The following is a 26990-nucleotide window of genomic DNA, read 5'->3' as shown; positions in this document are numbered from 1 at the left end:
CGGGAGACCCCTATGCGGCCGACGAAGTGTTCCGGCCTTCCCCGGAGATCGCGCCGCGATACCAGTACTCGAGGGTCAGTACGTGCCACAGGTGCTTGGAGAAGTCCCGCTGCCCGGCGGCGTCCTCGGCGACGAGCCGCCGCAGCGCGTCCCGGCGCAGGAACCCGGAACGGACCAGCTCTCCGTCGTTGACGACCTCGCGCACCAGCGGTGCGAGGTCCCGGCTCATCCAGGCCCGCAGCGGGGCGCTGAACAGGCCCTTGGGCCGGTACACGATCTCCCTGGGCAGAATCGAGGTGGCCGCCTCCTTGAGGGCGGCCTTGCCCTGCCGGCCCACGATCTTGCGGTCACCGGGCACGGCGAACGCCGCCTTCACCACCTCGACGTCCACGAACGGGACCCGCACCTCGGTCGACGCGGCCATGCTGGAGCGGTCCGTGTAGGCGAGGTTCAGGCCCGGCAGGAACATCCGGGCGTCGCCCAGGCACATGCGGTTCACGAAGTCGTCGAGGTCGTTGTCCGCGTAGACGTCCGCGTGCTCGGTCAGCACCTCGTCGACCGTCCCCGCGAGATCCGGGTCGATCAGGCCGAGCAGCTCCTCCCGGCCGTACATGGTGTAACTGCGCCGGAACGCGGTCTCCTCCGGCAGATCGGCGAAGGAGAGGAACCGCTTGGCGAAGCGCACCGACCGCAGTCCCCGGCGGCTCGTCGCGACCGGCAGCCGGTCCACCGCCGCGGACACCCCGCGCCGCAGCGGCCGAGGGACGCGCTGGTAGCGCAGCGCCAGCAGGTTGGCCAGGTGCTTGCGGTAACCGGCGAACAGCTCATCGGCGCCCATCCCCGAGAGCATCACCTTGACCCCGGCCTCCCGGGCGGCCGAACAGATCAGGAAGGTGTTGATCGCGGCGGGATCGCCGATCGGCTCGTCCAGGTGGTACGTCATCCGCGGCAGCAGTTCCAGCACGTCCGGGGCGATCTCGATCTCGTGCAGCTCGACGCCGAACCGTGCGGCCACCTGCCGGGCGTAGCGCAGATCGTCCGGCATCGCCTCGAACCGGGCGTCCTCGGCGCGGAAGCCGATGGTGTAGGCGGAGATCCCGGGCCGGTGACGGGCCGCCAGGGCGGTCAGATAGCTGGAGTCGAGCCCGCCGGACAGGAAGGTCGCCACGGGCACGTCGGACAGGAGGTGGTGGCGCGTCGACTCCTCGACGACGGCGGCCAGGTCCGGCCGCTCTCCGCCGCGGGCCCGCTCCTGTCCCTCGGCGGCGACGTCCCTCAGGTTCCAGTACCGGCCGCGCTCCACCCGCCCGTCGGGCCGGCACCGCAGCCAGCTGCCCGGCGGCAGCTTCTCCGCCTCGCGGAACGCGCAGCGCGAGTCCGGCACCCAGTAGTACAGCAGCGACGCCACCAGCGCCGCGTGGTCCACCTCCAGCTTCCCGCCGGTCACGGCGGCGAGCGCCTTGAGCTCGGAGGCGAACACGAGGCCCCCGCCGCGCCGGAGCAGGAACAGCGGCTTGATGCCGAGCTGGTCGCGGGCGAGCACCAGCTCACCCGTGCGCTCGTCGAAGACCGCGAACGCGAACATGCCGCGCAGCCGGGGCAGGCAGTCCGTGCCCCAGCGCCGCCAGGCCTCCAGCACCACCTCCGTGTCCGACGTACCGCGAAAGCGCACGCCCGCGGACTCCAGCTCGCCGCGGAGCGCGGGGGCGTTGTACAGCTCGCCGTTGTAGGTCAGGGCGAGGCCGTCCGACACCATCGGCTGGGCGCCGGTCCCGGACAGGTCGAGGATGGCCAGCCGACGGTGCCCGAGATGCACCTCGCCGTCCCCGGCGGGGTGGCTGTACCGGCCCGCCCCGTCGGGACCGCGGTGGGCGAGGACGTCGGTGAGCCGGTCGGTCACGGCCTTGCCGCCCGGCCAGTGGTACGTGCCTGCGATGCCACACATGTGCTACCGCGCCTCCTGGTCGCTGTCCGGGACCCGCGCGGCCGACATCGACGGCCGTTCCGTCCTCGGCCGCCCTTCCCCCACCGCATGAACGACGCGGGAGGTGCCCCCGCCGCCCGCCCGCCCGGGCCGTTCGTCGATGCCGCGCGGCGTCGGACGCGGACCGTCCCACAGGGTGCCGTCGGTCCGGTCCCGCGGATCGGGGTCGATCAGCACCACGCCGATCACCGTGATGCGCTGGTCCGCGAGCTGCCGCGCCACGGTGTGCAGCCAGGCGGCGCTGCCGTGCCCGGCCCGCACGACGAGCACCGTACGGCCGCCGAGGTACCGCAGATCCGTCCACGCCGTCCCGGGCGCCACCGAGCCGACGCCGAGCCGGCGCCCCCCGGTCGGTTCGGCCGCGGCACGTTCGCCGCTGAGCACGGTCGGCCCCGGGGACCCCCGCCGGCCGTCGGCGAGCTGCGTGCCGGGCAGGCCGTCGACGACGGCCACGGGCCCGTCGGCCTCCAGCGCCCCGGCGAGGTCCAGGGCGATCACCGCGGCGGCGCGCGCACAGCCGAGTTCCAGGAGCGACACCGGTTCGGGGGAGCCGCGCACGATGCGGCCCAGGGTGGTGGTGAGCCGTTCGCGGGCCACCCGGGTCCGCCGGCGCTGCCACCGCCCCGCCCCGCGGCGCGGCCCGCGGCGCAGCTCGGCGAGGACCGAGGCGCCCAGGTTCGCCGCGATCTCCCGGCGCAGCACGGGACGGTCCGCCACCACCGCGCCGACCGCGGCCAGCGCGAGCCCGAGGACGAGCCCGAGGACGAGCCCGATCGCGGCGTCGATGCCCACCGCCTTGGGCAGCGAGTGCCGTACCGCGTGCGGGGCGTCCACGATCTGCGTTCCGGCGACGACCTCGGGTGTGCCGGTGCGCGCCTCCGCGGCCCGCTGGTCGAACTCGGCGATCCGCGAGTCGAGTTCGGCCCGGCGGGCGTAGAGGGACTCGATGCTCGCCGACGCCTTCGGTTCGTCGTCCGGTGAGCGGTCCCCGATCGCCTCGTTGACCTCGGCGAGCTCCTTGCGCATGCGGTCGCGCTGGTCGAGCAGGGACTCGGCCTCGGCCTCGGCGGACTGCCGCATCCGCCGTACGTGGTCCGCGACGAAGGCGTCGGCCAGCGCCTTGGCCCGGGCCACCGCCTGAGCGTCGCTGTCACCCGTCACATCGATCCGCAGCAGGTTGTTGGTCAGGCCGGTGCCGCGGTAGTCCTCCATGAAGTCTTCCGGGCTCTCCCGGGAGCCGAGGGTGCGCAGGGCCTGCTCGGCGATCCGCGAGGTGGCCAGCAGTTCGACATCGGTGCGGATCAGGGTTCCCGTGTCGTTGGGCTGGTCCTCCTTGTGCGCGACCAGCACCTTGGCCACCGCCGCGGGCGGGGGCGGCAGCAGGACCGCCACGGCCGCACCGGCCAGCAGCCCCAGCAGGGCCAGGGCGCCCCACAGACGGCGCCGCCTGCGCACCGCCACCACCAGGGACTGAAGGTCGAGGAGCGGAGCGGAGCCGGGCGAACCGGCGTCCGTGCGCGTCGTCATGCGGAACCTCCCGTCGCGTGGTCGTGCACCGCGGCCGTCGCGGTGGCGGGCTCCACGGGCCGGTCGGCCGGCCCCGAGGTCCGGGCCCGGACGGCGCCGGCGACGACGACGCCGACGACCTCGTGCCCGCCGTCCGCACACGCCCCGGTGACACCGGCGAGCTCCTCGGCGGTTCGGGCACCCGCGCTGAGGACGACCACGGCGCCGGACTCGCCGTCGCGGTCCGGCACCAGCGGCCGGGACACCGAGACCTCCACCACCCGCAGCAGCGGATCGCCCTCGGCCTCGGCGGCGAGCCGCCCGGCCGCCCGGCGGGCGACCTCGTCGTCGTCCGGTACCACGACCAGCACCCGCCGGGCCGCCGGCAGGCGCTCCCGCAGGCGGGTGCACACCCGCCGGTAGCGGATCCGCCGGCCGGTCTCGTCGCCGGAGGACCGCGGGGCCGGCAGGTCCCAGCGCGTGTCGACGCCCAGCAGCCGCCGCAGGCGGCCCCGTACACCGCGCGCCTTCGGCCGGTGCGCGCGCCGCTGAGCGGGTACGTCGACGGTCCCCAGCAGCGCCGCGCCCAGCGCCGCCGCGATCTCCGGTTCGGAGCGCGGCCGCCGGTTCACCCGCGCGGCGGCGAGATGGCCGACGATGGCGAGGACGAAGAACAGCAGCGCACCGCCGCCGACGAGTTGCCACCTGGTCGGCGGCGCCTCGCCGGTCGGCCGGGGGGCGGGGCCCATGACGACCAGGCCGGCCTTGTTGGTCGCGGGGTCCGCCTCGTCGAGCTTCTGCATGGCGTCCTGCAGCGCGGTGCGCAGCTTCTCGAGCTCGGTGCGGGCCTGCACGCTCTCCACGGTCTGCCCGGGGTCGGCCGCGTTGGCGAGGTCGGTGATGCGCTGGTTGGTCCGCGCCACCTGCTGCCGCAGTGCCTCGGGCCCCGTCGCACCGTCGGGATCGGTGGTGCCGCTGGCGATGCGCGCCGCGTACGCCACGAACTGCTGGGCCACCTCGTCGGAGAGCCGTTGCGCGCGCTCCGGGGTGTCGGCCTTCCCGGAGATCTTGATGATGTTGCCGTCGGTGATCTTCGCGCTCACCCTGTCCCGCAGTTCCTTGTCGCTGACGTCGCTCCAGCGGAGCGCGTCGCCCGCCTTGTCGACGACCGACGAACTGGTCGCGATCTCCACCTGGGTGAGCAGTTCGCGCTGCTCCCACTGGCCCGGCAGCAGGACCGAGGCCGACGCGGTGTAGCGCGGTGGGAACAGCACCGAGACGCCGTAGCCGACGAGGGCGCCCACCACGACGAGGACGGCGAGCAGCCGTCGGCGCCTGCGGAGAATCCGCCCGACCGTGACCAGGCGTATCGTGTCGTCACTCAACGGCGCTGCCTTCTCCCTGCGTCGATCGCCGTACGACAGGCGGCGGCGTACGCGGCGAGCAGCGACGCCTGCGAGTTCCGCCAGGCCAGCTGTCCGTTGATCCGCTCCTCGCCGATCTTGCCCATCCGGGCCCGCCGCTCCGGGTCGTCCAGCAACTGCGCGACCAGCGTGGCGAACGCGCCCTCGTCGTTGGCGGGCGCGTACACGGCGGCCTCACCGGCGGAGACCCGCGCCTCCCGGAGGTCGAAGGAGACGATCGGCCGGCCCATCGCCATGTACTCCAGGACCTTGTTCATGGTCGACACGTCGTTGAGCGGATTGCGCGGGTCGGGGGAGAGGCACACGTCCGCGGTGGACAGGTAGCGCACCAGGTCGGCGTCCGGGACGCGCCCGGTGAACTGCACCTGGTCGGACAGCCCCAGCGACCTGGACAGCTCGACCATCGCCTCGAAGGCGTCACCTGAGCCGACGAAGACGGCGTGCCAGTCGGTCCGTCCGAGCTCGTCGCGCAGCTTCGCGAGGGCCCGCAGCGCGTAGTCGACGCCGTCCTGGGGGCCCATGACGCCGAGATAGCACAGCAGATGGGGCTTGCCGCGCTTCAGCTCCGGCTCCGGCGGCACCGGCTGGAACCGGTCGGTGGCGGGCGCGCTGCGCACCACGAAGACGTCCTCCGGGCGCCGTCCGCCCCGGTGCACCGCGACGGCCTTGTAGCTCTCGTTCGTGGCCAGCACGATGTCCGCGGCCCGGTAGGTCATCCGCTCCAGCGCGCACACGCCGCGGTAGAGCAGGTCCTTGCCGCGGCCGAACCGGGAGAGGTACAGCTCGGGGATCAGGTCGTGCTGGTCGAAGACGAACCGCGCGCCGTGCCGCTTGAGCCACAGCGCCGGCAGGAACAGCAGATCGGGCGGGTTGCAGGCGTGGACCACATGCACCGGCCCGACCCTGCGGGCCAGCCGGGCCGTGTGCCAGAGCGCCGCCCCGTACTCCCGCAGGTACCCGGCCGGTCCTCCGGTGGCCGCCCGCAACGGGTAGCGGTGGATGCGCACCCCGTCGATCTCGATCTCCGCCTCCGTGTCCCGCTTGGTGCCCCGGGGACAGATGACGTCCACCGTCCAGCCCGCGTCGCGCAGGGTCGTGCACTCCTGCCACACCCGCCGGTCGAAGGGCACCGACAGGTTCTCCACCAGGATCAGCGCGCGCCGCCCCCGCCGGTCGCCGTCGCCGCCGGTGTGCGGGGTGTCGCCGGAGGCCGCGCCGCCGGACGTCGTGTCACCAAGCAAGGCCCATGTACCCCGGTTCGGTCCGGCGCGTGTCGGCGTCGGGAAGGTGGATGAGGTCGATCAGCAGCGGGTCTCCGCCGTGGGGGAGTGCGGACAGCACGTCCGGGTCCCTGGTGCCGACCAGGCACACCTCGGCGTGCGCGAGCACCTCGTCGACGGAGTCCGCGAGCAGTTGCGCGAGGTGCGGCAGCCGGGTCTCGACGTACTCGCGGTTGGCGCCGAGCAGCCGGGACAGGCTCACGTTGGCGTCGTGGATCCTCAGGTCGTAGCCCTTGCCGAAGAGCCGCTCCGCCAGCTCGACGAGCGGACTCTCGCGCAGGTCGTCGGTGCCGGGTTTGAAGGACAGCCCGAACAGGCCCACCCGGCGTTTCCCGGCGCGCTCCACCAGCTCCACCGCACGCTCCAGGTGCGCCGAGTTGGAAGGCAGCACGTGGGAGAGGATGGGCACCGAGACGTCGGCCCGCTGCGCCGCGTGGACCAGGCTGCGCAGGTCCTTGGGCAGGCAGGAGCCGCCGAAGGCGAAGCCGGGCCGCAGGTAGGCGGGGCTGATGTTCAGCTTGCGGTCCGCCAGGAACACGTCCATCACCTGGTGCGAGTCCACCCCGAGCGCCCGGTACACCGCGCCCAGCTCGTTCGCGAAACCGATCTTGAGGCCGTGGAAGGCGTTGTCCGCGTACTTGATCGCCTCGGCCGTCGAGACCGGCACCCGGAACACCTCGCCGGGCAGGCCCTCGTACAGTGCCAGCACCGCGTCGCCGCTCGCCGGGTCGAGTTCGCCGACGACGGTCTTGGGCGGGTCGAAGAAGTCCCGCACGCTGGTGCCCTCGCGCAGGAACTCCGGGTTGACCGCGACCCCGAAGTCGACCCCGGCGGTGCCGCCGACGTACTTCTCCAGGATCGGTATCAGCAGGCTGGCGCAGGTGCCCGGGAGCATGGTGCTGCGGAACACCACGGTGTGCCGCCCGCCGCTCCCGCCGCGCTCCGCCAGCGCGGCGCCGATCTCCTCGGTGACCCGCTCCAAGTAGGTGGTGCACAGGCTGCCGTTGGGCTCCGACGGCGTGCCCACGCAGATCAGGGAGATGTCGCTGTTCATGATCGCCTCGCGGACGTCACGGGTGGCGCGCAGCGCACCGCTGTCCACGACCTCGGCGATCAGTTCGCCGATCCGTTCCTCGACCACCGGGGCCTTGCCGTCGTTGACCAGGTCGACCTTCACCTGGTTCACGTCGACCCCGATGACCTCGTGCCCCTTGCCGGCCAGGCACGCGGCCGACACGCAGCCCACATAGCCCAGGCCGAAAACACTGACCCTCATGACCCGTTCCTCCCCCCGGGCAGGCCCCGACGGCCTGCCGTCCGCGCGCCGGTCCGACGACCACCGCGCATCAATAGGCCCCCTGCCCGTGCAGTACCGCACGGAGCGTCTTCCACAAGATCACCGTGTCCAGGGCGAGCGACCAGTCCTCCACGTACCGCAGGTCCAGCCGGACCGCTTCCTCCCACGGCAGGTCGCTGCGCCCGCTGATCTGCCACAGGCCGGTGAGGCCGGGCTTGACCAGCAGCCGTCTTCGGATGTCCGGACCGTAGGCCGCGGACTCCTCGGGCAGCGGCGGTCGCGGACCGACGAGCGACATCGATCCGGTCAGTACGTTGAACAGCTGCGGCAACTCGTCGATCGAGTACCGGCGCAGCACCGTGCCCACCCGGGTCACCCGCGGATCCCGGCGCAGCTTGAACAGCAGGCCCGCGCCCTCGTTGCGGTCGGCCAGCGCGGCACGCGCCCGGTCGGCGCCGGCGACCATGGTGCGGAACTTGACGATGGTGAACTCGCGGCCGTCCTTGCCGACCCTGCGTTGGCGGTAGAGCACCCCGCCCCGGCTGTCCACCAGGATGAGCAGTGCGACGAACACCATCAGCGGCATGAACAGCGTCAGCAGGATCGCCGCGCCCATCCGGTCGACGACCGCCTTGACCGCCCGGCGGCCTCCGGTGAAGGTCGGCATGCTGACCCGCAGCAGCGGTATCCCGAGCACCGCGTCGACGTGCAGCCGGGGTCCGGCCACCTCCATCAGCACGGGGGCCACGACCATCTCGGCGTCGCTGCCCTCCAGGTTCCAGGCCAGCCGCTGCAGCCGGTGCGGTGACCAGTGCGGGTCCGGGGTGACGGCGACGACCCGGTAGCCGTCGCGGCGGACGTGGTCGGCGACGTCCGACAGCGGACCGACGACCGGCACGCCGTCCAGCTGGTCACCGTCCTCCGGTTCCGCGCCGTCGGTGCACACCGCGTCCACCCGCCAGCCGAGGTGCGGGAAGCGCCGGGTGCGGGTGATCAGGTCGCGCACGGTGGCCGGACTGCCGGCCGCGAGCACCGGTCTCAGGCAGCGTCCCTCCTTGCGCTGCCGGTGCAGCCACAGACGCAGCAGATACCGCGCGACCATGGTGACGATCGCGATCGCGGGGACGGCGACGAAGATCCACAATTTGATGTTGCGCGAGGTGAGGGCGATTCCGCCGAGCGCCAGTACGACGGTCGCCATGAACAGTGAGCGTCCGAGCCGGCGGAATTCCTCGGCTCCCTGACCGAGTACCGCCGGGGACCACGACCGGCTGACCGCGAGTGCCCCCAGCACCAGCAGTTCGGTGCCGAAGGCGAGAATTCCCCACTTCTCGTGCCAGTTGGCCGCGTCCCGAACCCCGAAGAAATTTCCTATGCCGGCCACCACGACGGCCGTGGCCACGGTATCGCTGGTGATCACGGTACGGCGGTACCGCTGCTCCCAGTCGATCGCGGGCCGGCCGATGGCCCCCTCCGCCAGCTGCCCGCGTGCCGACGGAAACGCGCTGACCAATCCCCCTTGCCGCACAGAACCCCCCAGGTTCCCAGTGGTTCGACGTGTTCGCCTAGCACTGTTCCTCCCCCTCGGGAGGCCCCCGCCTCCCGCGCCGTGCTGTTCCTCCCCACGGGCGGCCCCCGCCTGCCCGCGCACGGCGTTCTGGACGTGTCACAGAAACGTGAACAACTCACAGTGGTAGCAGCAGACCCCCCTGCCCCCGACCTAAAGATCATTCTTGGTCGCCTCATGCCTGAACAGCTGAAGCACGGTCAATCTAGACCATCGCGGCCACCGTGTAGAGAGGATGTGTGTAATTCATGGTCAAGCTTTGGGAGTTGATCAATGAACTCGTGAAAGCCCATGGATGTCTTTGCGCCACACCCTTTTCAGTGCGGCGAGTTCGGCGCCCGTTTTCCCCTTCTCCTGCGCGCACGCACCGATGGATCGAGCCACGGTGGACGGCCCGGGCCGGTGAGGCATCAGGCCCCGTGAGGACCGAGGGATCGGCTCCCGGCACGGGGTGCGACGTCACCACCGAGCGTCTCCAGCAGACGCAACCCGTCCTCCGTGGGACTCCCGGGTGCCGCGGAGAGCACCAGCAGCTCCATGCCCGACTGGTCCGGCAGCGCGAAGTTCTCCTGGTGCAGCTCCAGCAGCCCGACCAGCGGGTGCCGGTACGCCTTGCGCCCATGGGTGCGGGCGCGTACGTCCGCGCGGGCCCACAGACGGCGGAAGCGGTCGCTGCCCATCGCCAACTCGCCGATGAGCGAGGCCAGGCGCGGGTCGTCGGGGTACTTGCCGGCCGCGAGACGCAGGTGTCCGACCACGTCCAGGGTGCACGTCTCCCAGTCGGCGTACAGGCCGCGCTCGGTCTCCTCCAGGAAGATGTGCCGCGCGGTGTTCAGACCCTGCGGCCGACGGCCGTAGAGAAGCCCGGCGAGACGGTTCCCGGCGACCACGTCCAGCCGGTGATTCATGATCAGGGCGGGGGCGTCGGCGACCAGGTCGAGCACGCGCAGCAGCTCGGGGCGCAGGCGTCCGCCGGGCGACTTCGCGCGGCGGCGCTGGCACGCGAGCCGGCCCAGATGCCCGCGTTCGGTCTCGTCGAGGCCGAGCACCCGGGCGAGGGCGTCGAGGACCTGCTCGGAGGGCTGGGTGGCGCGCCCCTGCTCCAGGCGTACGTAGTAGTCGACGCTGACCCCGGACAGGTGGGCGACCTCCTCGCGGCGCAGCCCCTCGACACGGCGACGGCTGTCGACGGGGATGCCGACGGAGGAGGGGTCGACCCGGGAGCGCCGGGTGCGCAGGAAGCCCGCGAGATCGTCCATGGCCCCCAGTATGGCTCCGCCACCGCGCGTGAGGGTGGCCCTGCCGGTACCAGGAAGTCCCGTCCGACGGAAGCGGCGGCCCTGAACAACGCGGACGCGCCGGCGGAACATCGGTGGCGGCCGACGCCGTCGAAGGGAACAGCCATGAAGACGCTCATCGTCCACGCCCACCCCGAGCCGCGCTCACTGAACGGTTCGCTGAAGGATCTCGCCGTGTCCACGCTCGAGGCCGCCGGACACGAGGTGCGGGTGAGCGACCTCTACGCGATGGGCTGGAAGGCCGTGGTGGACGCGGCGGACTACGGCGAGCAGGTCACGAGCCCGCTGCGGGTGGTGTCGAACTCCGGCCGGGCGTTCGAGGCCGGCGCGCTCACGCCCGACGTGGCGGCCGAGCAGGAGAAGCTGCTGTGGGCCGACACGGTGATCTTCCAGTTCCCGCTGTGGTGGTACACGATGCCGGCGATCCTGAAGGGCTGGGTGGACCGCGTGTTCACCCACCGTTTCGCGTACGGCGTCGGAGTGCACGACGAGACCCGGTACGGCGAGCGCTTCGGGGAGGGGACGCTGCGGGGACGGCGGGCGATCCTGTCGGTCACGGTCGGCGGCCCCGAGTCCCACTACACCGACCGGGGGATCAACGGCCCGATCGAGGACCTGCTGTTCCCGATCCACCACGGGATCCTGTACTACCCCGGCCTGGAGGTGCTGCCGCCGTTCGTGCTCCACGGCGCCGACCGGCTCACCGAGGGTGGCTTCGAGGACGCCGCCAAGGCGTGGAGGGAGCGGCTGCTGTCCCTGGAGACGACCGAGCCGATCGCCTTCCGTCCCCAGAACCTCGGTGACTACGACATCCCGTCACTGCGTCTGAAACAGGGCCTGGAGACACCGGGCCGCCAGGGCTTCGGCCTGCACGTGCGGGGCTAGGAGGCGGGGGCGGTGCGGCTCCCTGCGGTGGGATCAGCTCGCGAGCAGGTGGGTCCGGCCGAACATGGACGCGGCGGCGCGCGCGGTCGGGGTGCCCGAGTCCAGGTCCGCGCCGGCCTCGCGCAGTACGGCCACCACGTCGTCGGCGCCCTTGAACAGGGCCCCGGCGATGGGGGACTGGTCCCGGTCGTTGCGCAGGTCGGGGTCGGCGCCGTGGCCGATCAGGGCCTGAACGGTGGCGGCGTGACCGTGGTACGCCGCGAGCATGAGCAGGGTGTTGCCGGCCGGGTCGCGCACGTCCACCGGCAGCCCGTGGGTCACGAACTCCACCAGTTGACCGGTGTCGCCCTCCCGGGCCAGGTCCATGGCGATGGCGACGACGCGCTCCGTCTGCTCGGCGGTCAGCCCACCGCTGTTGTGCTTGTCCATGAAGTCTCCGTGGCGGTACGCCCCCGCCGGCGCGGGCACCTCAGGGGTGCCCGCGCCGGCGGGGTGCCGGGTACCGCGCGTCTCGCTGACCGGACGGTCAGAGGTTGCCGGCGGCCAGGGCCTCGATCGCCTTGCGGACGCCCTCGCCGTAGGCCGGGTCGGCCTTGGTGCAGTTGGCGATGTGCCGCTCGACGGTCTGCTCGGAGGCGCCGTTGATCGCGCGCGCCGTGTTCTCGAAGAGAACCTGCTGCTGCTCCGGGTTCATCTGGCGGAACAGGTTGCCGGGCTGCTCGAAGTAGTTGTCGTCGTCCTCGCGGTAGTTGAACCGGTCGGCGACGGCACCCACGGCCAGGGCGGGCTCGCGGTAGGCGGGCTGCTCCTGCCAGCGCCCGTAGGAGTTGGGCTCGATGCCCGGGGTGGCGCCCTGGTTGCCGTCGACGCGCATGCCGCCGTCGCGGTGGTAGGAGTTCACCGGGCTCTTCGGGGCGTTGACCGGGATCTGGTGGTGGTTGACGCCGAGGCGGTAGCGCTGGGCGTCGCCGTAGGAGAAGAGCCGGCCCTGCAGCATCCGGTCGGGGGAGAAGCCGATGCCCGGGACCACGTTGGCCGGGCTGAAGGCGGCCTGCTCGACGTCCGCGAAGTAGTTGTCGGGGTTGCGGTTGAGCTCCCACTCGCCGACCTCGATCAGCGGGTAGTCCTTCTTCGACCAGACCTTGGTGAGGTCGAAGGGGTGGAAGCGGTAGTTCTCCGCGTCCGCCTCCGGCATGACCTGGATGAACAGCTTCCACTTCGGGAAGTCGCCGTTCTCGATCGAGTCGAAGAGGTCGCGCTGGTGGGACTCGCGGTCCTTGCCGACCAGGGCCTCGGCCTCGGCGTCGGTGAGGTTCTTGATGCCCTGCTGTGTGCGGTGGTGGAACTTGACCCAGAACCGCTCGCCCTCGGCGTTGACGAAGCTGTAGGTGTGCGAGCCGAAGCCGTGCATGTGCCGGTAGGAGGCCGGGATGCCGCGCTCCGACATCACGATCGTGACCTGGTGCAGGGCCTCGGGGAGGTTGGTCCAGAAGTCCCAGTTGTTCTCGGCGTTGCGCAGGTTGGTGCGCGGGTCGCGCTTCACCGCGTGGTTGAGGTCCGGGAACTTCAGCGGGTCGCGGAAGAAGAAGACGGGGGTGTTGTTGCCGACGAGGTCCCAGTTGCCCTCTTCGGTGTAGAACTTCACGGCGAAACCGCGGATGTCGCGCTCCGCGTCGGCGGCGCCGCGCTCACCGGCGACCGTGGAGAACCGGGCGAACAGCTCGGTCTTCTTGCCGATCTCGGAGAAGATCTTCGCGCTGGTGTAGCGCGTGATGTCGTGCGTCACCGTGAAGGTGCCGAAGGCGCCCGAGCCCTTGGCGTGCATCCGGCGCTCGGGAATGACCTCGCGGTCGAAGTGGGCGAGCTTCTCCAGGAACCACACGTCCTGCAGCAGCATCGGTCCACGCGGACCCGACGTCAGAGAGTTCTGGTTGTCGGGAACCGGTGCACCGGCAACCGTGGTCAGCGGCTTCTGGTTGTTCTCAGGCAAGGCTTGCTCCTCGGTGTGGTTCGTCGCATGGCGCTCGAAGGCCTGACGGTCCCGGCCGGCCGGCAGTCCGGGGCAAGCTGCCCCGCGCGTTCATGAGCACACCCTACCTTGGACAGGATCTAAGGCAAGGTGCCATCCAGAGCGATATCCGCTCTTGAGTTGGCGCCGTTCCCTGCTAGGGTGCTCGCATGAGTGATCTCCTGGAGAGGCTTCGCGAACGCGGCTGGCGTCTGACCGCACAGCGCCGCGTCGTCGCCGAGGTCCTCGACGGAGACCACGTCCACCTGACCGCCGACGAGGTGCACGCCCGCGCCGCGCGGCGACTGCCCGAGATCTCCCGGGCGACGGTGTACAACACCCTGCGCGAACTGGTCCACCGGGGCGAGGTCCTCGAGGTGTCGACCGACGGCCGCGCCAAGCGCTACGACCCGAACGCGCACCGCCCCCACCATCACCTGCTCTGCTCACGCTGCGGTTCGATGCGCGACGTGCGGCCGACGGGCGACCCCCTCGGGGACCTCCCGCCGTCCCAGTCCTTCGGCTTCACCGTCTCCGAGGTGGAAGTGACCTACCGCGGCATCTGCCCCGACTGCGCCGCCTGAGCGCGCGGACGGACCGCACACCGGGTCCCGCGAAACCTCATCCCTTCGGGGCGTTCAAAGAGCCGTCCCCTCCGTACACCGACACAGTGGTTCCTGAACCACACGGATCCGGAGGGAAGAGGGACATGTCATGAAGATCGCGGTCATCGGTGGTACGGGGCTGATCGGTTCGCAGGTCGTCGAGAAGCTGAACGCCGCCGGACACCAGGCGGTGCCCCACTCGCTGTCCACGGGCGTCGACGTCGTCGACGGCGCCGGAGTGGACCGGGCGGTCGAGGGAGCCGACGCCGTCGTCAACCTGACGAACTCCCCGACCTTCGACGACGCCTCGCCGGCCTTCTTCCGGACTTCGATGGACAACCTCCTGGCCGCGGCGGACCGGGCCGGGGTGGGGCACTTCGTCATCCTCTCGATCGTCGGCGTCGACCAGGTGCCGGAGCTGGACTACTACCGCGCGAAACTCCTTCAGGAGGAGATCCTGCGGAGCGGCCCCGTCCCGTACTCGATCGTGCGCGCCACCCAGTTCATGGAATTCATGGAGGCCGTGATGTCGTGGACCTCCGACGGTGACACCGTCCGGCTGCCCGCCACGCCGATCCAGCCGATCGCGGCGAAGGACGTGGCGGCCGAGGTCGCGGACGTCGCCGTGGGCACCCCGCTGAACGGCATCCGCGACATCGGCGGACCGGACGTGTTCCCGCTGGACGAACTGGGCCGCCTGACCCTCTCCCGCAACGGCGACGGCCGTACGGTGGTCACCGATCCGACCGCCGGCATGTTCGCGGCGGTCAAGGGCGACGTCCTCACCGACCGGGACGCCCGTCTGGCCCCCACCCGGTACACCGACTGGCTCGCCTGAATGAGCGAACACACCGGGCCCGCGCCCGCCGGGAGCCTCACACCGAGGGGGATCCTCCGGAGCAGGCCGGAGCGGTGGCTGTTCAAGGGCATCTACGGCCTGGTGCTGGCGAGCGCCCTGGTCGCCGCTCTGGACGTACCGGGGGAGGAGGCCAACCCCGGCCAGGACGCGCTGTGGGTCCTGCTCACCGCGCTGACGTCGGGCGCCGCCCACGGCTACGCGCATGTCATCGCCCGGCGTGCGTCCGGCGACGGCACGACCGGACCGAGCAGACTGCGCGCCGTGCTCTCCGAGTGGCCGCTGGTCGTCGCCGTGCTGCCGACCGTGGCGATGCTGCTCGCCGCCACGGCCGGGTGGTGGACGGAGGAGACGGCCGCCGACACGGCCCTGGTGGTCAACACCGTCGCCCTCTTCTGCCTGGGCACCCTGGCCGCCCGCACCGCCGGACTCGGCCGGCTGGCCTCCTGCCGCGCGGGCGCCCTGGACATGCTGCTCGGCCTGGTGATCATCGTCGCGGACGCGCTGATCGAGTGACGGCGGCGCCCGTCCCCGGTCAGCGGTCCTGGGAGAGCGCGAGGAGCTCGGCGAAGGTCCCGCCGGCATGCACGAGGTCCTCGTACCGGCCCTGCTCGGTGATCCGCCCGTGCTCCATGACGACGATGTGGTCGGCGATCTTCGTGTTCTCCAGACGGTGGGTCACCACGATGGTGATGCGCTCGGCGGCGACCGCCTTGATCCGCTCGAAGATCTGATGCTCGCCGCGCGGATCCATCTGCGAGGTCGGCTCGTCCAGGATCAGCAGCCCCGGGCAGCGGTAGAGCGCCCTCGAGCACGCCACGCGCTGCCACTGGCCCCCGGAGAGCTCGGTGCCGCCGAAGACGTCACGGGAGAGCAGCGTGTCCAGTCCCGAGGGGAGGCGGTCGACGGTCTCGCGCAGGCCGACGGCGTCCACGGCCTCCCACACCGGGGCGTCGTCGTGGGTGCGGGGCTGCCCGAGGGTCACGTTCTCGCGGACCGGCATCGGCCACTGGGCGAAGATCTGCGGCACCAGACCGACCTGCGCCCACACGGTGGCGGGATCCACCTCGGCGAGGTCCGTGCCGTTCCAGGTGACCCGGCCCTTGTCCGGCAGGTAGATGCCGGTGAGCAGCCGGGTCAGCGTGGACTTGCCCGAGCCGTTGGCCCCCACGACGGCGAGGATCTGACCACGTTCCAGGGTCAGGGAGACGCCGTCCACGGCGGGTTCCTCCTTGCCCGGGTAACGGTAGACGACCTCCTCGAGCCGGATTCGCTCGGTCGGTGCCTCGTGCCTGCCGGGCCCGCGTTCGGGGACGCGGGCCGCGGCGTCGTCGAGGAAGGCCTGCATGTCGCTCAGATAGAGGCTGGTGTGGAAGACCGCGGCGCCGTTGACGACGACCTGGGACAGCGCGGCCAGCGTGGTCTGCACCGCGATGACGGCCGTGGCCGCGACCGCGAGTTCGATCCGGCCCGAGACCGCCAGCCAGGCGAGGACTGCCCAGGTCGCCACGAGGAAGACACCACCGGCCGACGCGGACAGCACCGCGATCCGCAGCGTGCGCGGCGCGGCTGCCAGCGTGCGCCGGTCGCAGCGGTCGGACAGCGTCCGGTACCAGTGGACGAGGTAGTCCGTCATCGAGTTGGCGCGGACCTCGTCGCCGTACTTCGACGTGGTCGCCCACCAGCGCATCATGCCGCGTACGTTGCGGTCGGCGATGTTGGCGTAGTGGACCTCGTAGTCGACCCGGGCGGTCAGGACGGCGCCCACACCGGCCGGCAGCACGGCGAGCAGGAGCAGCGGCAGCATCAGCGGATTGAGCGCCGACAGGACGCCGCCGGCCGTGACCATCCGGATCAGCGCGGACAGGAACCGCTGTGCGTCGGTGACCATCACCTGGGTGCGGATCACCCCCATCTCCGCCGCCTCGTGCCGGTCCGAGAACCCCTCCTGCGCGTATGCGGAGGCCTCCACCCGGCACACCGCCTCGACCAGAGCGCTGTCCGTCTCCGTCGTCAGCCTGGGGGTGATCCGCCGCTCGGAGTACGTGGCCACCGCCGCGGCACCGCGGCCCAGCGCGGCGGCGAGCGCGACCACCAGCAGCGCCGGGACGGCCCCGCGCAGCCGGTCACCCGCGGAGCCCTCGCCCAGGACGGGCTCCATGGCACGGGCGGTCGCGGTCAGCAGCACGGCGGCCGAGACACCGGTGACCACCTGGCAGCCGAGCAGCAGTTGCACGGCCCGTCGGTCCGTCCGCCACGACAGGCGGGCGATCCGGCCGAGGACGGCGGGGATCTGCGCGCACATCCGCCAAAACGACACCTCGGCGAGCGGATTGACGGAATACCGTCCGCTGTAGGTGATCTCCGCCGGCTGCGGCGGTGGAGGAGGAGCAGCGGCTTCCTGCCGCTGTCCGTTCTGCTGTCCGGTCGCGTCGGTCGAGGTCAACGGGTCCCCCTTGACGGTCGTTGAGCGTGGTCGTGAAGCTCAACGACCGGACCGGGATATCGAACACATGTGTTTCGGTCGCCGTCGCCACCCCGGAATTCGGCGCCCGCGGGTGCGTGCAGGATGCACGGACCCGGTCGGGGCAACACAGGTGGGGAGCGGGGAGGTTGGCCGAATCCAGTAGGACCGGTCGGGGGAGCGCGAGCTCAGTCCTCCACCCAGCCGTGACCCTCGCCGAACTTCAGGAGCGCGCCGCGGATGGTGAGGACCTGTTCCGCGGTCAGCTGCGGACTGGCGGTCAGCAGCAGTTCCGTCACGTCGCGCCGGTACTCGTCGGACGTCAGCACGTCGCACATCGGATGGCCGTTCTCGTCGGACACCGGAACCCGGGGCGCGGGCTCCTGGTGGCGCCGCGCGGCCCTGGGCCGCTCGCCCTCGGCGAGGCGGATGTCCGACGCCTTGAGCCCGCGCTCGCCGCTCTCCACCTCGAACTCCACGGCCAGACCGGAGCGCACGTACTCCTCGGGAATGAGCAGATCGTTCACGTGCAGGAAGATGTCCTCGCCGCCGCCGTCCGGCGCGATGAACCCGTAACCCCGCGTACTGTCGAAACGCACCACACGACCCGCGACCATGCGGACCCCCCAACCTCTGGAAACCACACCCGCCCGGGGCCCTTCCCCGGAGCCGTGTGCATGCTATCCGGCCGCGTTCCCGGTGGCCGTCACGTCGTTGACGGGGTACCGCGCGGGCTGCCCCGTGAGGACCCGTACGGCCTCCTCCGCCGCGATGGTGCGCACCGTCCCGATCGCTTCCTCGGAGTAGTAGGCGGCGTGCGGGGTGACGATCACGTTGGGAAGGTCCAGGAGGGGGTTGTCCGGCCGCCAGTCGCGTTGCTTCGCGGGCTCCTCCTCGATGTCGTCCAGCGCCGCGCCGGCGATCCACCCCTCGGTCAGCGCCTGGTGCAGCGCGGAGTCCTCCACGATGGGCCCGCGCGCGGTGTTGACGAGCAGGGCGGTGGGCTTCATCCGGCGGAGCGTCGCGCGGTCGAAGGTGTGATGTGTCTGCGGGGTGAGCGGAGCCTGGACCACCAGATGGTCGGCGCCCTCCACCAGGTCGTCGAAGGAGACCGGCCGGACCCGGCGGGCACGGATCTCCGACTCGTCGACGAAGGGATCGTGCGCCCACACCTCGACACCGAAGGCCCGCGCCCGCTCGGCGACGAGGCGCGCGATGACGCCGAAGGAGAGCAGGCCCAGCACCTGCCCCCGGAGCCGGTGGACGGGCCTTCCCGTCTTCCAGTGCCATTCGCCCCGCCGCGTCGCCCGGTCGTACCGGCAGATCTTGCGGGCCCCCGCGAGCCAGAGCGCCACGGCATGGTCGGCGACCTCGTCGGCGCACCAGTCGTTGGGGGCGTTCGTGACCTGGATGCCGTGCCGGGTCGCGGCGTCCACGTCGACGATGTCCACGCCGGTGCCGTAGCGGGCGATCACCCGGCAGTGGGGCAGCGCGTCGACGGCCCGGGAGCCGACGCGCGCGTACTGGGTCAGAATGCCGGCGGCCTCCCGGCCCGCCTCGATCACCTCGTCCTCGCTCTTGCACTGCGCGGCGACGAGACGGAGCCCGGCGCCTTCGACGATCGCGCGCTCGATGTCCACGTCGCCGAAGTCGGAGTCGGCGATCAGAACTGTTCGGCCGGGGTCAGTGCGAGTCACGCGGAATCCCCTTGGTGTGGACGAGATCCTGGTAGGACACGGCGAGTTCGAGGCAGCCGCCGCTGTCCAACTGGCCCACCGTGGCACGGTAGATCTCCTGCCACGGCGTCTGGTGCTCCGGCGTCGGCGGTTCGTGCCGGGCCATCCGCTCGGAGATCTCCTCGTCCGGCAGGAGCACGTCGACACGTGCCCGGTCCAGGTCGATGCGGATCCGGTCACCGGTGCGCAGGACGGCGAGGTTGCCGCCGACCGCCGCCTCGGGGCTGGCGTTGAGGATGGACGGCGCGTCCGACGTGCCGCTCTGGCGGCCGTCGCCGAGGGCGGGCAGCGCGGTGAGGCCCCGCCGGCTCAGCGAGGCGGGAAGCTCCATGTTCACGACCTCTGCCGAGCCCGGGTATCCCACCGGCCCCGTGTAGCGGATGACGAGGATGCAGTCCTGGTCGATGTCCAGCCCGGGGTCCTCGATGCGGGCGTGGTAGTCCTCGGGACCGTCGAAGACGATGGCGCGAAACTCGAAGACGGACGAGCCGTCGGTACTCGGCAGGCGACGGGCCCGGAAGCTGTCGGTGATCACCGACGTTTTCATGATCGCGGAGTCGAACAGGTTCCCGCTCATGACGAGAAGGCCGCCCCGCGCGGTCACCGGGTCGTCGAGGGGGCGGATGACCGCCGGGTCGGCGGCCGGGGCGCTCTCCAGGTTCCCGGCCACGGTACGGCCCGAGACCGTCATGGCGTCACCGTGCAGGTGACCCGCCTCCAGCAGCGACCGCATGACCGCCGGGACCCCGCCGGCGCGGTGGAAGTCCTCGCCGAGGAACTCGCCCGCGGGAGCGAGGTTCACCAGCACCGGGATGTCGCGGCCCACGCGCTGCCAGTCCTCGTTGGACAGGTCCACCCCCACGTGCCGGGCGATGGCGTTGACGTGGATCGGCGCGTTGGTCGACGCGGCGACGGCCGAGGCGACGACGATCGCGTTCTCGAAGGCCTGCCGGGTCATGACCTTGCGCGGGGTCAGGCCCTCACGCACCACGGCCACCGCCCGGAGGCCGGTGTCGTAGGCCATCTGCGCCCGCTCGGCGTAGGGGGCCGGAATGGCGGCGCAGCCCGGGAGGGACATGCCCAGGGCCTCGGCCAGGCTGTTCATGGACAGCGCGGTGCCCATCGTGTTGCAGTGCCCGATGCTGGGCGCGGAGGCGGTCACGCGCGCCATGTACTCCTCGTGGTCGATCTCTCCGGCGGCGAGCAGGCGTTTCGACTGCCAGATCACCAGTCCCGAGCCGGTCCGCATCCCGTTGTGGTAGCCGTTGAGCATGGGACCGCCGGACAGGACGATCGCCGGAAGGTTCACCGTCGCCGCCGCCATCAGGCACGCGGGGGTGGTCTTGTCACAGCCCGTCGTCAGGACCACGCCGTCGAGCGGGTATCCGTAGAGAACCTCGACCAGTCCGAGATAGGCGAGGTTGCGGTCCAGTGCCGCGGTCGGGCGTTTGCCCGTCTCCTGCAGCGGATGGACGGGGAACTCGAACGGGATCCCGCCACCGTCGCGGACCCCGTCCCTGACCCGGTCGGCCAGTGCGAGATGGTGCCGATTGCAGGGGACCAGGTCGTTGCCCGTCTGGGCGATGCCGATGATCGGTCGTCCCGACCGGAGTTCGGCGGCCGTGAGGCCGTAGTTCAGGAACCGCTCCAGATACAGGGCGGTCATCTCGGGGTTGTCCGCGTTGTCCCACCAGGCCCTGCTGCGCAGCTCTGCCCCGGCTCCGTCGTCCTGCGTCATACGGGCTCCTCAGCCGTCCTCGCCGCGCACCACTAGAACCGGGCAGGGCGCGTGCTGAACGCAGTGCTGGGCCACCGATCCCAGCAGCAGCCCGGTGAAGCCCCCGAGTCCCCGGCTCCCGACCACGAGCAGTGCCGCGCCCCGGGCGGCGTGCAGCAACACCCCGGCCGGGGTGCCGTAACGCGCCTCGGCCCGCACCTCCGCCGCGGACCGCGGTCCCACGGCCTCCTCGACGGCCCGGGTGAGTTCCTGACGGGCCCGGGCCTTCAGGGCGCCTTCGTCGCTGCTCGACGGCGGCAGCCAGCCGAGCGCGCCGTGGAACTGCGGGAACTCCCACGCGGTCACCGCCTCGACCGCACCGTGGGTGAGCTCCGCCTGACGCACGGCCCAGCGGACGGCCTGTTTCGACGCATCCGACCCGTCCACTCCGACGACGATGCGGCCCGTTTCCTCGGGCTGGTCAACCATGAACGCTCCTCCGCTCGGCGGTGGCGCACGGCCTGCGGGCATCGGTGACCCGCGGCCGGAGGATCATCCCCAGTATTGCCCGACCCCGCCGAACGCGCAGTTCGGCACCGGCGCGCGGCCGGCCCGACGGGTACGTCCGCACGGCCTGGTTTGCGGGCCGAGCCGGCTTCGGTGACTCTGGATCATGAGGACAGGCGCAGGCGGGCTGCTGAGGAGCAAACGGTATGTACGATCCCGACCCGCCGTTCCGGCCGGTTCGCCGACCGGACGGCTACCTGCCCCTCGAGGACCTAGGCCTGATCGGGGACGGCACCACCGCGGCGCTCGTCGGCCTCGACGGCAGCATCCCGTGGATGTGCCTGCCCCGTTTCGACTCCGACCCCGTCTTCTGCGCGCTGCTCGACCACGCACGGGGCGGCCACTTCACCGTGACGCCCGAGAACCTGCGCGAGGCCCGGCAACGGTACGAACCCGACACCGGGGTGCTGCACACGGAACTGCGCAGCGACACCGGACTGGTGCGCGTCACGGACGCGCTGGCCCTGCGCTCCGGAGCCGACCTGTCCGACGACGCGCCGTCCGGCCGCGGCGAACTCGTCCGCTCCGTAGTGGTCCTGGAGGGACGGGTACGCCTGGCGGTGGAGGTGGAACCGCGCGGCGGCGCCGAAGCCCACCAGCTGTACAGCGGACTGGAGGTACGGCCCGCCCGCAACGAGGGACTGCGCCTCCACCTGCGCTCCAACCGCCCCCTGAGCGGCCTGCGGACCGTACACGACCTGGAGCAGGGCGACCGGCTCGACCTCGTCCTGTCCTGGGGACGCTTCCACCGCCACCACCGCTTCGACCCCGAGGCCATGCTCCACCAGACCGCGGAGGCCTGGCGGCGGTGGATGCGCAGTTGCGACTACGCCGGCCCGCAGGAGGCACTCGTCAGGCGGGCCGCGATCACCCTGAAGCTGTGCGACGACTGGGCGAACGGCTCGCTGGTCGCCGCCCCCACCTCCTCGCTGCCCGCGCCCATCGGAGGCGTCCGCAACTGGGACTACCGCTACGCCTGGATCCGGGACGCCGCCTTCGCGGTCTTCGCGCTGCGCCGCATCGGCTTCGGCGGCGAGGCCGACGCCTTCCTCGGCTGGGTCCTCGACGCGTTCGAGCGCAGCCGCCGGCCGCTCATCATGTACACCCTGGACGGCGGCCGGGTACCGGACGAGATCGAGGACGCCGGGCTGGAGGGATACCGGGGCTCCTCGCCCGTCCGCTGGGGCAACGGCGCCGCCGACCAGCGTCAGCACGACGTGTACGGCGAGATCCTGGACTGCGCCGACCAGTGGCTGCGCCGTGGCGGTGAGATACAGCCCGCCATGTGGGCCAGTCTGGCGGGGCTCGCCGACACGGCAGTGCACGCCTGGCGCCGGCCGGACCAGGGACTGTGGGAGATCCGCGGCGAGGGCCGTCCGTTCACCTACTCCGTCGGCCTCTGCCAGGTGGCTCTGGACCGGGCGGCCCGGATCGCCGAACGCTACGGCCTGCCCGGCAACGTCGGCCAGTGGCGCAGGGAAGCCGACCGGTTGCGCGAACTCATCCTGGAGCGGTCCTGGGACGAGGACGCACAGACACTCAGCGTGTACATGGACGGCGGCGGCGTCCTCGACGCCAGCCTGCTGAACCTGCCGCTGCGCCGCGTCCTGCCGGTCGACCACCCGCGCATGGTCGCGACCACCCGCGCCGTCGCCGAACGCCTGTCGGCCGGTGACGGACTGCTCTACCGCTACCTGCACGACGAACACCCCGACGGCCTCCCGGGGGACGAGGGCGCCTTCGTCCTGTGCAGTTTCTGGATGGTGGACAACCTGATCGGCCAGGGCCGTCTCGACGAGGCCGAGGAACTGTACGACTCGCTGTGCTCGCGGGCGAGCCCCCTGGGCCTGCTGTCGGAGCAGATCGACCCCACCACGGGAGTGTTCATGGGCAACGCGCCCCAGGCGTTCAGCCATATCGGGACCATCGCCAGCGGAGTCAATCTCGAACGGGCGAGGAGCGCTTCGCGATGACCATCCGACGACTCGTCGTCTTCGGAGGGACGGGCGACCTGACGGGCCGCTACCTCCTGCCGGCACTGGCCGCCCTGTACGCGGCGGGACACCTCGACGACCGGTTCACCCTGCTCGCCGCCAGCCGGGAGGACTGGAACGGCGCACGGTACCGCGAGTGGGCCGAGGACCAACTCGCCCGGCACGGCACCGACTTCCCGGCCCACACCCGGCAAGCCGTCACGGCATCGGCCGACTACCGCAGGGCCGACGTCACCGACCCCGCGGACGTGGCCGCGGCCGTCGCCGGTGACGACCCCGTGGCCGTCTACCTCGCCCTCCCGCCGGCCCTCTTCCCCGCGACGGTGACCGCGCTCCACCGGGCGGGACTGCCCCGGGGCAGCCGCATCGTCCTGGAGAAGCCCTTCGGGGAGAGCCTCACCGACGCACGGGAACTCAACCGGCTGCTCTCCGAACTCCTTCCGGAGCGCGCCGTCTTCCGGGTCGACCACTTCCTGGCGATGACGACCGTCCAGAACGTGCTCGGCAGCCGGCTCGCCAACCGGGTGCTCGAACCGATCTGGAACAGCACCCACATCGCCGAGATCGAGATCGTCTGGGACGAGACCCTCGCCCTGGAGGGCCGGGCAGTCTACTACGACCAGGTGGGCGCCCTGAAGGACATGGTGCAGAACCACCTGCTGCAACTGCTGTGCCTGGTCGCCATGGAACCCCCGCTCACTCTCGGCGAACGGGACCTGCGCGACCGCAAGGTCGACGTCCTGCGCTCGGTGCGGCCGTTGACCGACTACGACGTCGTACAGCGCACGCGTCGCGCCCGCTACTCGGGCGGCCCGGGCATCGACCACGCGGTGCCCGCCTATGCCGACGAGGCCGGCGTCGACGCGGGGCGCAGGACCGAGACCTTCGCCGAGATCGTGCTGGAACTCGACAGCTGGCGCTGGGCGGGCACCCGGTTCCGGCTGCGCAGCGGCAAGGCCCTCGGCACCGACCGCAAGGAGGTCGCGGTGCGCTTCCGCTCGGTCCCGCACCTGCCGTTCGGCCAGGACCAGGACGTCCGTCCCAACGTGCTGCGCTTCGGACTGGAGCCGGAGAGCCTGAGCATGGACCTGACGGCGACCGGCTCCCGTCCCGAAACCCTCACACAGCTCTCGCTGGCCGCCCGCATGGACGCCCCCGATCTGCCGGCCTACGGCCGGCTGCTGCTGGACGTCTTCCGGGGCGACCCCGCCCTGTCCATCCGCGGCGACGAGGCCGAGGAGGCGTGGCGCGTCGTCGAGCCGGTCCTGTCCGCCTGGGAGCGGGGGCTGGTGCCGCTGGAGGAGTACCCGGCCGGCTCGGACGGGCCGCCCGAGCGCCATGCCATGCCCGAGCGGCGGGACGAGCTGCTGCACGAGGAGTCCGTCATGCCGGCCGAGTGAGCGCCCGCCCCCGACGGCAGCTGCCGAAGGCCGCCGTGGTCAGCGCAGGATGCGCCAGCGGTTGTCCGCCGTGCCGTCGTCCGCGTCCTGGACGACGAAGGCGCCGACCGCGGGGGAGTCGTCGCGCACGGCGAGGAGTTTCCCGCTGTGGGCGTTGCGGATCGTGCAGGTGCCGTCCCCCTGGTCGAGGAGGGTCCAACGGTGGTCCGCGGTGCCGTTGTCCGCCCACTGCAGCACGGTGGCGCCGTCGGCCGTGGACATGTCGAGGACGCCCAGCACCTTGCCGCTGTGCACGTTGCGCAGACGGTGGGTGCCGCCCGCGTCGGGCACCAGCTCCCAGTCGTGGTCGGCGGTCCCGGAGTCCGTCCAGAGCAGGGCACGGCCGCCGTCGGCGGTGGACATGTCCTGGATGCCCAGCACCAGACCGCCCGCGGCGTTGGCGATGCGGACGGAGGCGCGGCCGCCGGTGTTCCAGTAGACGGTGTAGTTGTGCCCGTGGGCGTCGTGGAACGGGCCGAGGCGCACGGTGGCACCGTTCGCGGTCGCGGTGAACGCGAGCGCGGTGGGGCTGGTCCGCCTGATCGAGGCGACGTCCAGGGAGGGAAGGGAGGACAGCGTGGTGTCGCCGTAGTTCCCGGACAGGGTGACCGGGCCGTGCGTGACGGCACCGACGTCCGGATTGTCGTTGGCCGGCCGTACGACGGTGCGCATCGGGAGCCGGACGGTGACGGTGTCCCCGGAGGTCCAGGCGCGCTCCACCGTCGCGTAGGTCCCGGGAGTGGCGGTCACGTCCTGCGTGACGCCGTTGACGCTGATGACGGCACTGGTGGTCCAGCCCGGGATGCGGATGCGCATCGCCCAGGTGCCGCCCACGTGGCCGGTGACCCGCAGCGCCGTGGTCTCGCTCTCCGGGTACGAGGTGGTCTGGGTGACGGTGATGCCGCGCTCGGCCCAGGTGAGGACCGAGGGGACGAACAGGTTCACGGTCAGGGTGGTGCCGCCGTCGTGGAAGTAGACGGAGTCCATCAGCCGCGTGTGCATCTCCAGACCGGTGCCCTGGCAGCACCAGAACGTGGTGTAGTCGGTGCTCCAGGTGCCGCCGCCCCACGCGGGCCCCACACCGCGCCGGCCGCCCGGCTTCAGCGGGGTGAAGTAGGTGACGTGACCGTGGGGGTCGGCCGGGTTCTGCTGGCCGATCATGTGGTTGAGCCACGCCTGCTCGTAGTAGTCGAACAGCTCGGCCCGCTCCGGTGTCAGCGCGAACAACTCACGCGTGAGGCCGAGCATGTTGACGGTGTTGCAGCTCTCGCAGGTGTCGTTCGCCAGGTGCGCGGCGATGGCGTTCGGGGCGCGGAAGTGTTCCGCCTGGCTGTTGCCCCCGATCGCGTAGGTGTGGGTGGTCACGCACATGCGCCAGGCGTTGGTGGCGATGTCCCGGTAGCGCGTGGCGCCGGTGGCCTTGTACTCCCGCACGGCGCCGATCCACTTCGGCACCTGTGTGTTGGCGTGCAGCCCGGCCAGCCGGTCCTGGTCCGCAGCCAGCGGGTCGAACACCGCGGCGTGGTCGAACCGCTGGGCCACGGTGAGCCAGCGGGTGTCGCCGGTGTGCTGGCAGAGATCGGTCAGGACGGCGTTCATGCCGCCGAACTCGGTGCCCAGGACGGACTGCATCCGCGCGGTGCTCAGCCGGCCGGTGCGCCGGTCGACCCAGCCCGCCAGGGCGAGCAGCACGTCCCGGGCCTGGACGCTGCCGAGGTGCCGCCACACGTCCAGCAGGCCGGTGAGGGTCTTGTGGATCGTGTAGTACGGCACGTTGCCGTTGGTCAGCGTCCCGGACTCCAGGGCGTCGAAGTCCGACTCGGGGTAGCCGCACAGGTAGCCGGCTCCGAAGCCCGCGGCGCCGTTGTTGGCCTGGCACTTGGCCAGCTCGGTCACCATGTACAGGGCCTTGTCCCGGCAGACGGTGTCCCCGGTCACGGCGTACACCTGCGCCCATGCGGTGAGGAAGTGGCCCTGCACGTGGCTGCGGAAGGGGAAGTCGGGAGCCTCCCAACCGCCGGTCGCGGCGGCGCCGTTCACGGAGAGGCCGTGGTTGGCGCGGAAGTTGTACAGCAGCCGGTCGACGTCGACGAACCGGAGGTAGCTCCGGGTGCGGTTCTGGTTGTCCAGCCATCTGCTCGCGGTCAGCCGGACCCGGCCGAGGTCGAAGGGGAACGCCAGCGCTCCGATGTCGGCCCTGGCCGGTGGGAGGGTCGCGCCGTGGGCGGGGGAGCCGCCGGCGAGAGGGCCGACGGCGGTCGCGGCAGCCGTCGTTCCGGCGAGCTGGAGGATGCGCCTTCTGCTGAGGGGGACAGGCATGGAACCACCTTTGCGTTCACCGTGACGGGACAGGGGACGGACGA

The 26990-nt window shown here is 71.7% G+C and carries 21 protein-coding genes; 6 read left to right on the top strand and 15 right to left on the bottom strand.

Annotated features, from left to right (window positions below):
* Window positions 1-10: 10 nt before the first annotated feature.
* The 7 genes from asnB to D1J63_RS00565 all read right to left on the bottom strand — a co-directional run bounded on the left by asnB (window position 11) and on the right by D1J63_RS00565 (window position 10317).
* On the bottom strand, window positions 11-1945 hold the full coding sequence (gene asnB, locus D1J63_RS00595; RefSeq protein ID WP_125627238.1) for an asparagine synthase (glutamine-hydrolyzing): 1935 nt from the start codon (window positions 1943-1945) through the stop codon (window positions 11-13).
* Between the two features lie 3 nt (window positions 1946-1948).
* The gene (locus D1J63_RS00590; RefSeq protein ID WP_125627237.1) at window positions 1949-3511 is read right to left on the bottom strand and encodes a Wzz/FepE/Etk N-terminal domain-containing protein; all 1563 of its coding nucleotides are present in this window, start codon (window positions 3509-3511) and stop codon (window positions 1949-1951) included.
* Entirely contained in the window at window positions 3508-4875 is a 1368-nt protein-coding gene (locus D1J63_RS00585; protein ID WP_125627236.1) for a Wzz/FepE/Etk N-terminal domain-containing protein, read from the bottom strand. Before D1J63_RS00585 ends, D1J63_RS00590 begins: the two co-directional genes overlap by 4 nt.
* The gene (locus tag D1J63_RS00580) at window positions 4872-6155 is read right to left on the bottom strand and encodes a glycosyltransferase family 4 protein (protein ID WP_206436744.1); all 1284 of its coding nucleotides are present in this window, start codon (window positions 6153-6155) and stop codon (window positions 4872-4874) included. Before D1J63_RS00580 ends, D1J63_RS00585 begins: the two co-directional genes overlap by 4 nt.
* Window positions 6145-7470, bottom strand: a complete 1326-nt coding sequence (locus tag D1J63_RS00575; protein ID WP_125627235.1) for a nucleotide sugar dehydrogenase — start codon at window positions 7468-7470, stop codon at window positions 6145-6147. The genes D1J63_RS00580 and D1J63_RS00575 overlap by 11 nt, the downstream gene beginning before the upstream one ends.
* Before the next feature lie 70 nt (window positions 7471-7540).
* Complete coding sequence (locus tag D1J63_RS00570) at window positions 7541-9004, bottom strand: sugar transferase (RefSeq protein ID WP_206209983.1); 1464 nt, start codon at window positions 9002-9004, stop codon at window positions 7541-7543.
* A 464-nt stretch (window positions 9005-9468) separates the two neighbouring features.
* Window positions 9469-10317 (bottom strand): helix-turn-helix transcriptional regulator, encoded by an 849-nt coding sequence (locus D1J63_RS00565; protein WP_125627234.1) that lies wholly within the window; start codon window positions 10315-10317, stop codon window positions 9469-9471.
* Window positions 10318-10461: 144 nt separating this feature from the next.
* Here D1J63_RS00565 and D1J63_RS00560 point away from each other — a divergent pair, with 144 nt between their 5' ends.
* Window positions 10462-11241 carry an NAD(P)H-dependent oxidoreductase gene (locus D1J63_RS00560; protein ID WP_125627233.1) on the top strand — a complete coding sequence of 260 codons (780 nt, stop codon included), beginning with the start codon at window positions 10462-10464 and terminating at the stop codon, window positions 11239-11241.
* Window positions 11242-11274: 33 nt separating this feature from the next.
* Here the strand turns inward: D1J63_RS00560 and D1J63_RS00555 are convergent, their stop codons facing one another.
* Together D1J63_RS00555 and D1J63_RS00550 are read right to left on the bottom strand one after the other, a co-directional pair.
* Window positions 11275-11670 (bottom strand): ankyrin repeat domain-containing protein, encoded by a 396-nt coding sequence (locus D1J63_RS00555; RefSeq protein WP_102927480.1) that lies wholly within the window; start codon window positions 11668-11670, stop codon window positions 11275-11277.
* A gap of 97 nt (window positions 11671-11767) precedes the next feature.
* Window positions 11768-13231 (bottom strand): catalase, encoded by a 1464-nt coding sequence (locus D1J63_RS00550; protein ID WP_102927481.1) that lies wholly within the window; start codon window positions 13229-13231, stop codon window positions 11768-11770.
* A gap of 188 nt (window positions 13232-13419) precedes the next feature.
* On the opposite strand from D1J63_RS00550, the gene D1J63_RS00545 reads away from it, so the two are divergent.
* From D1J63_RS00545 to D1J63_RS00535, 3 genes are all read left to right on the top strand, one after another.
* On the top strand, window positions 13420-13833 hold the full coding sequence (locus D1J63_RS00545; RefSeq protein ID WP_125627232.1) for a Fur family transcriptional regulator: 414 nt from the start codon (window positions 13420-13422) through the stop codon (window positions 13831-13833).
* Window positions 13834-13963: 130 nt separating this feature from the next.
* On the top strand, window positions 13964-14692 hold the full coding sequence (locus D1J63_RS00540) for an NAD(P)H-binding protein (protein ID WP_125627231.1): 729 nt from the start codon (window positions 13964-13966) through the stop codon (window positions 14690-14692).
* Window positions 14693-15226 (top strand): hypothetical protein, encoded by a 534-nt coding sequence (locus tag D1J63_RS00535; RefSeq protein ID WP_125627230.1) that lies wholly within the window; start codon window positions 14693-14695, stop codon window positions 15224-15226.
* A gap of 19 nt (window positions 15227-15245) precedes the next feature.
* Here the strand turns inward: D1J63_RS00535 and D1J63_RS00530 are convergent, their stop codons facing one another.
* From D1J63_RS00530 to D1J63_RS00505, 5 genes are all read right to left on the bottom strand, one after another.
* Window positions 15246-17015, bottom strand: a complete 1770-nt coding sequence (locus D1J63_RS00530; RefSeq protein WP_125627229.1) for an ATP-binding cassette domain-containing protein — start codon at window positions 17013-17015, stop codon at window positions 15246-15248.
* 347 nt (window positions 17016-17362) lie between these two features.
* Window positions 17363-17791: a cold shock domain-containing protein gene (locus tag D1J63_RS00520; RefSeq protein WP_125627228.1), complete on the bottom strand. Its 429-nt coding sequence runs from the start codon at window positions 17789-17791 to the stop codon at window positions 17363-17365.
* A 63-nt stretch (window positions 17792-17854) separates the two neighbouring features.
* A complete protein-coding gene (locus D1J63_RS00515) occupies window positions 17855-18871 on the bottom strand; it encodes a C-terminal binding protein (RefSeq protein WP_164712665.1) in 1017 nt (338 codons plus the stop codon).
* On the bottom strand, window positions 18858-20648 hold the full coding sequence (locus tag D1J63_RS00510) for an IlvD/Edd family dehydratase (protein ID WP_125627227.1): 1791 nt from the start codon (window positions 20646-20648) through the stop codon (window positions 18858-18860). Before D1J63_RS00510 ends, D1J63_RS00515 begins: the two co-directional genes overlap by 14 nt.
* A 9-nt stretch (window positions 20649-20657) precedes the next feature.
* Complete coding sequence (locus D1J63_RS00505) at window positions 20658-21116, bottom strand: universal stress protein (protein ID WP_125627226.1); 459 nt, start codon at window positions 21114-21116, stop codon at window positions 20658-20660.
* 224 nt (window positions 21117-21340) lie between these two features.
* Here D1J63_RS00505 and D1J63_RS00500 point away from each other — a divergent pair, with 224 nt between their 5' ends.
* Window positions 21341-23167, top strand: a complete 1827-nt coding sequence (locus tag D1J63_RS00500) for a glycoside hydrolase family 15 protein (RefSeq protein ID WP_125627225.1) — start codon at window positions 21341-21343, stop codon at window positions 23165-23167.
* Window positions 23164-24588, top strand: a complete 1425-nt coding sequence (locus D1J63_RS00495; protein WP_125627224.1) for a glucose-6-phosphate dehydrogenase — start codon at window positions 23164-23166, stop codon at window positions 24586-24588. The genes D1J63_RS00500 and D1J63_RS00495 overlap by 4 nt, the downstream gene beginning before the upstream one ends.
* A 39-nt stretch (window positions 24589-24627) precedes the next feature.
* Here the strand turns inward: D1J63_RS00495 and D1J63_RS00490 are convergent, their stop codons facing one another.
* A complete protein-coding gene (locus D1J63_RS00490; protein ID WP_125627223.1) occupies window positions 24628-26946 on the bottom strand; it encodes a beta-L-arabinofuranosidase domain-containing protein in 2319 nt (772 codons plus the stop codon).
* Window positions 26947-26990: the final 44 nt, after the last annotated feature.

It is taken from the genome of Streptomyces sp. KPB2, from assembly GCF_003950055.1.
In the GTDB taxonomy this organism is placed as follows: Bacteria; Actinomycetota; Actinomycetes; order Streptomycetales; family Streptomycetaceae; genus Streptomyces; species Streptomyces salinarius.
The sequence above is the reverse complement of the archived record's forward strand: the minus strand, read 5'-3'. Positions and strand labels throughout refer to the sequence as shown.

Coding starts and splice junctions, on each gene's coding strand:
- D1J63_RS00530 (WP_125627229.1), bottom strand. CDS start 17,015: ATGTGCGCGCAGATCCCCGCCGTCCTCGGCCGGATCGCCCGCCTGTCG.
- D1J63_RS00540 (WP_125627231.1), top strand. CDS start 13,964: ATGAAGATCGCGGTCATCGGTGGTACGGGGCTGATCGGTTCGCAGGTC.
- D1J63_RS00520 (WP_125627228.1), bottom strand. CDS start 17,791: ATGGTCGCGGGTCGTGTGGTGCGTTTCGACAGTACGCGGGGTTACGGG.
- D1J63_RS00575 (WP_125627235.1), bottom strand. CDS start 7,470: ATGAGGGTCAGTGTTTTCGGCCTGGGCTATGTGGGCTGCGTGTCGGCC.
- D1J63_RS00490 (WP_125627223.1), bottom strand. CDS start 26,946: ATGCCTGTCCCCCTCAGCAGAAGGCGCATCCTCCAGCTCGCCGGAACG.
- D1J63_RS00590 (WP_125627237.1), bottom strand. CDS start 3,511: ATGACGACGCGCACGGACGCCGGTTCGCCCGGCTCCGCTCCGCTCCTC.
- D1J63_RS00505 (WP_125627226.1), bottom strand. CDS start 21,116: ATGGTTGACCAGCCCGAGGAAACGGGCCGCATCGTCGTCGGAGTGGAC.
- asnB (WP_125627238.1), bottom strand. CDS start 1,945: ATGTGTGGCATCGCAGGCACGTACCACTGGCCGGGCGGCAAGGCCGTG.
- D1J63_RS00555 (WP_102927480.1), bottom strand. CDS start 11,670: ATGGACAAGCACAACAGCGGTGGGCTGACCGCCGAGCAGACGGAGCGC.
- D1J63_RS00560 (WP_125627233.1), top strand. CDS start 10,462: ATGAAGACGCTCATCGTCCACGCCCACCCCGAGCCGCGCTCACTGAAC.
- D1J63_RS00565 (WP_125627234.1), bottom strand. CDS start 10,317: ATGGACGATCTCGCGGGCTTCCTGCGCACCCGGCGCTCCCGGGTCGAC.
- D1J63_RS00500 (WP_125627225.1), top strand. CDS start 21,341: ATGTACGATCCCGACCCGCCGTTCCGGCCGGTTCGCCGACCGGACGGC.
- D1J63_RS00535 (WP_125627230.1), top strand. CDS start 14,693: ATGAGCGAACACACCGGGCCCGCGCCCGCCGGGAGCCTCACACCGAGG.
- D1J63_RS00545 (WP_125627232.1), top strand. CDS start 13,420: ATGAGTGATCTCCTGGAGAGGCTTCGCGAACGCGGCTGGCGTCTGACC.
- D1J63_RS00495 (WP_125627224.1), top strand. CDS start 23,164: ATGACCATCCGACGACTCGTCGTCTTCGGAGGGACGGGCGACCTGACG.
- D1J63_RS00510 (WP_125627227.1), bottom strand. CDS start 20,648: ATGACGCAGGACGACGGAGCCGGGGCAGAGCTGCGCAGCAGGGCCTGG.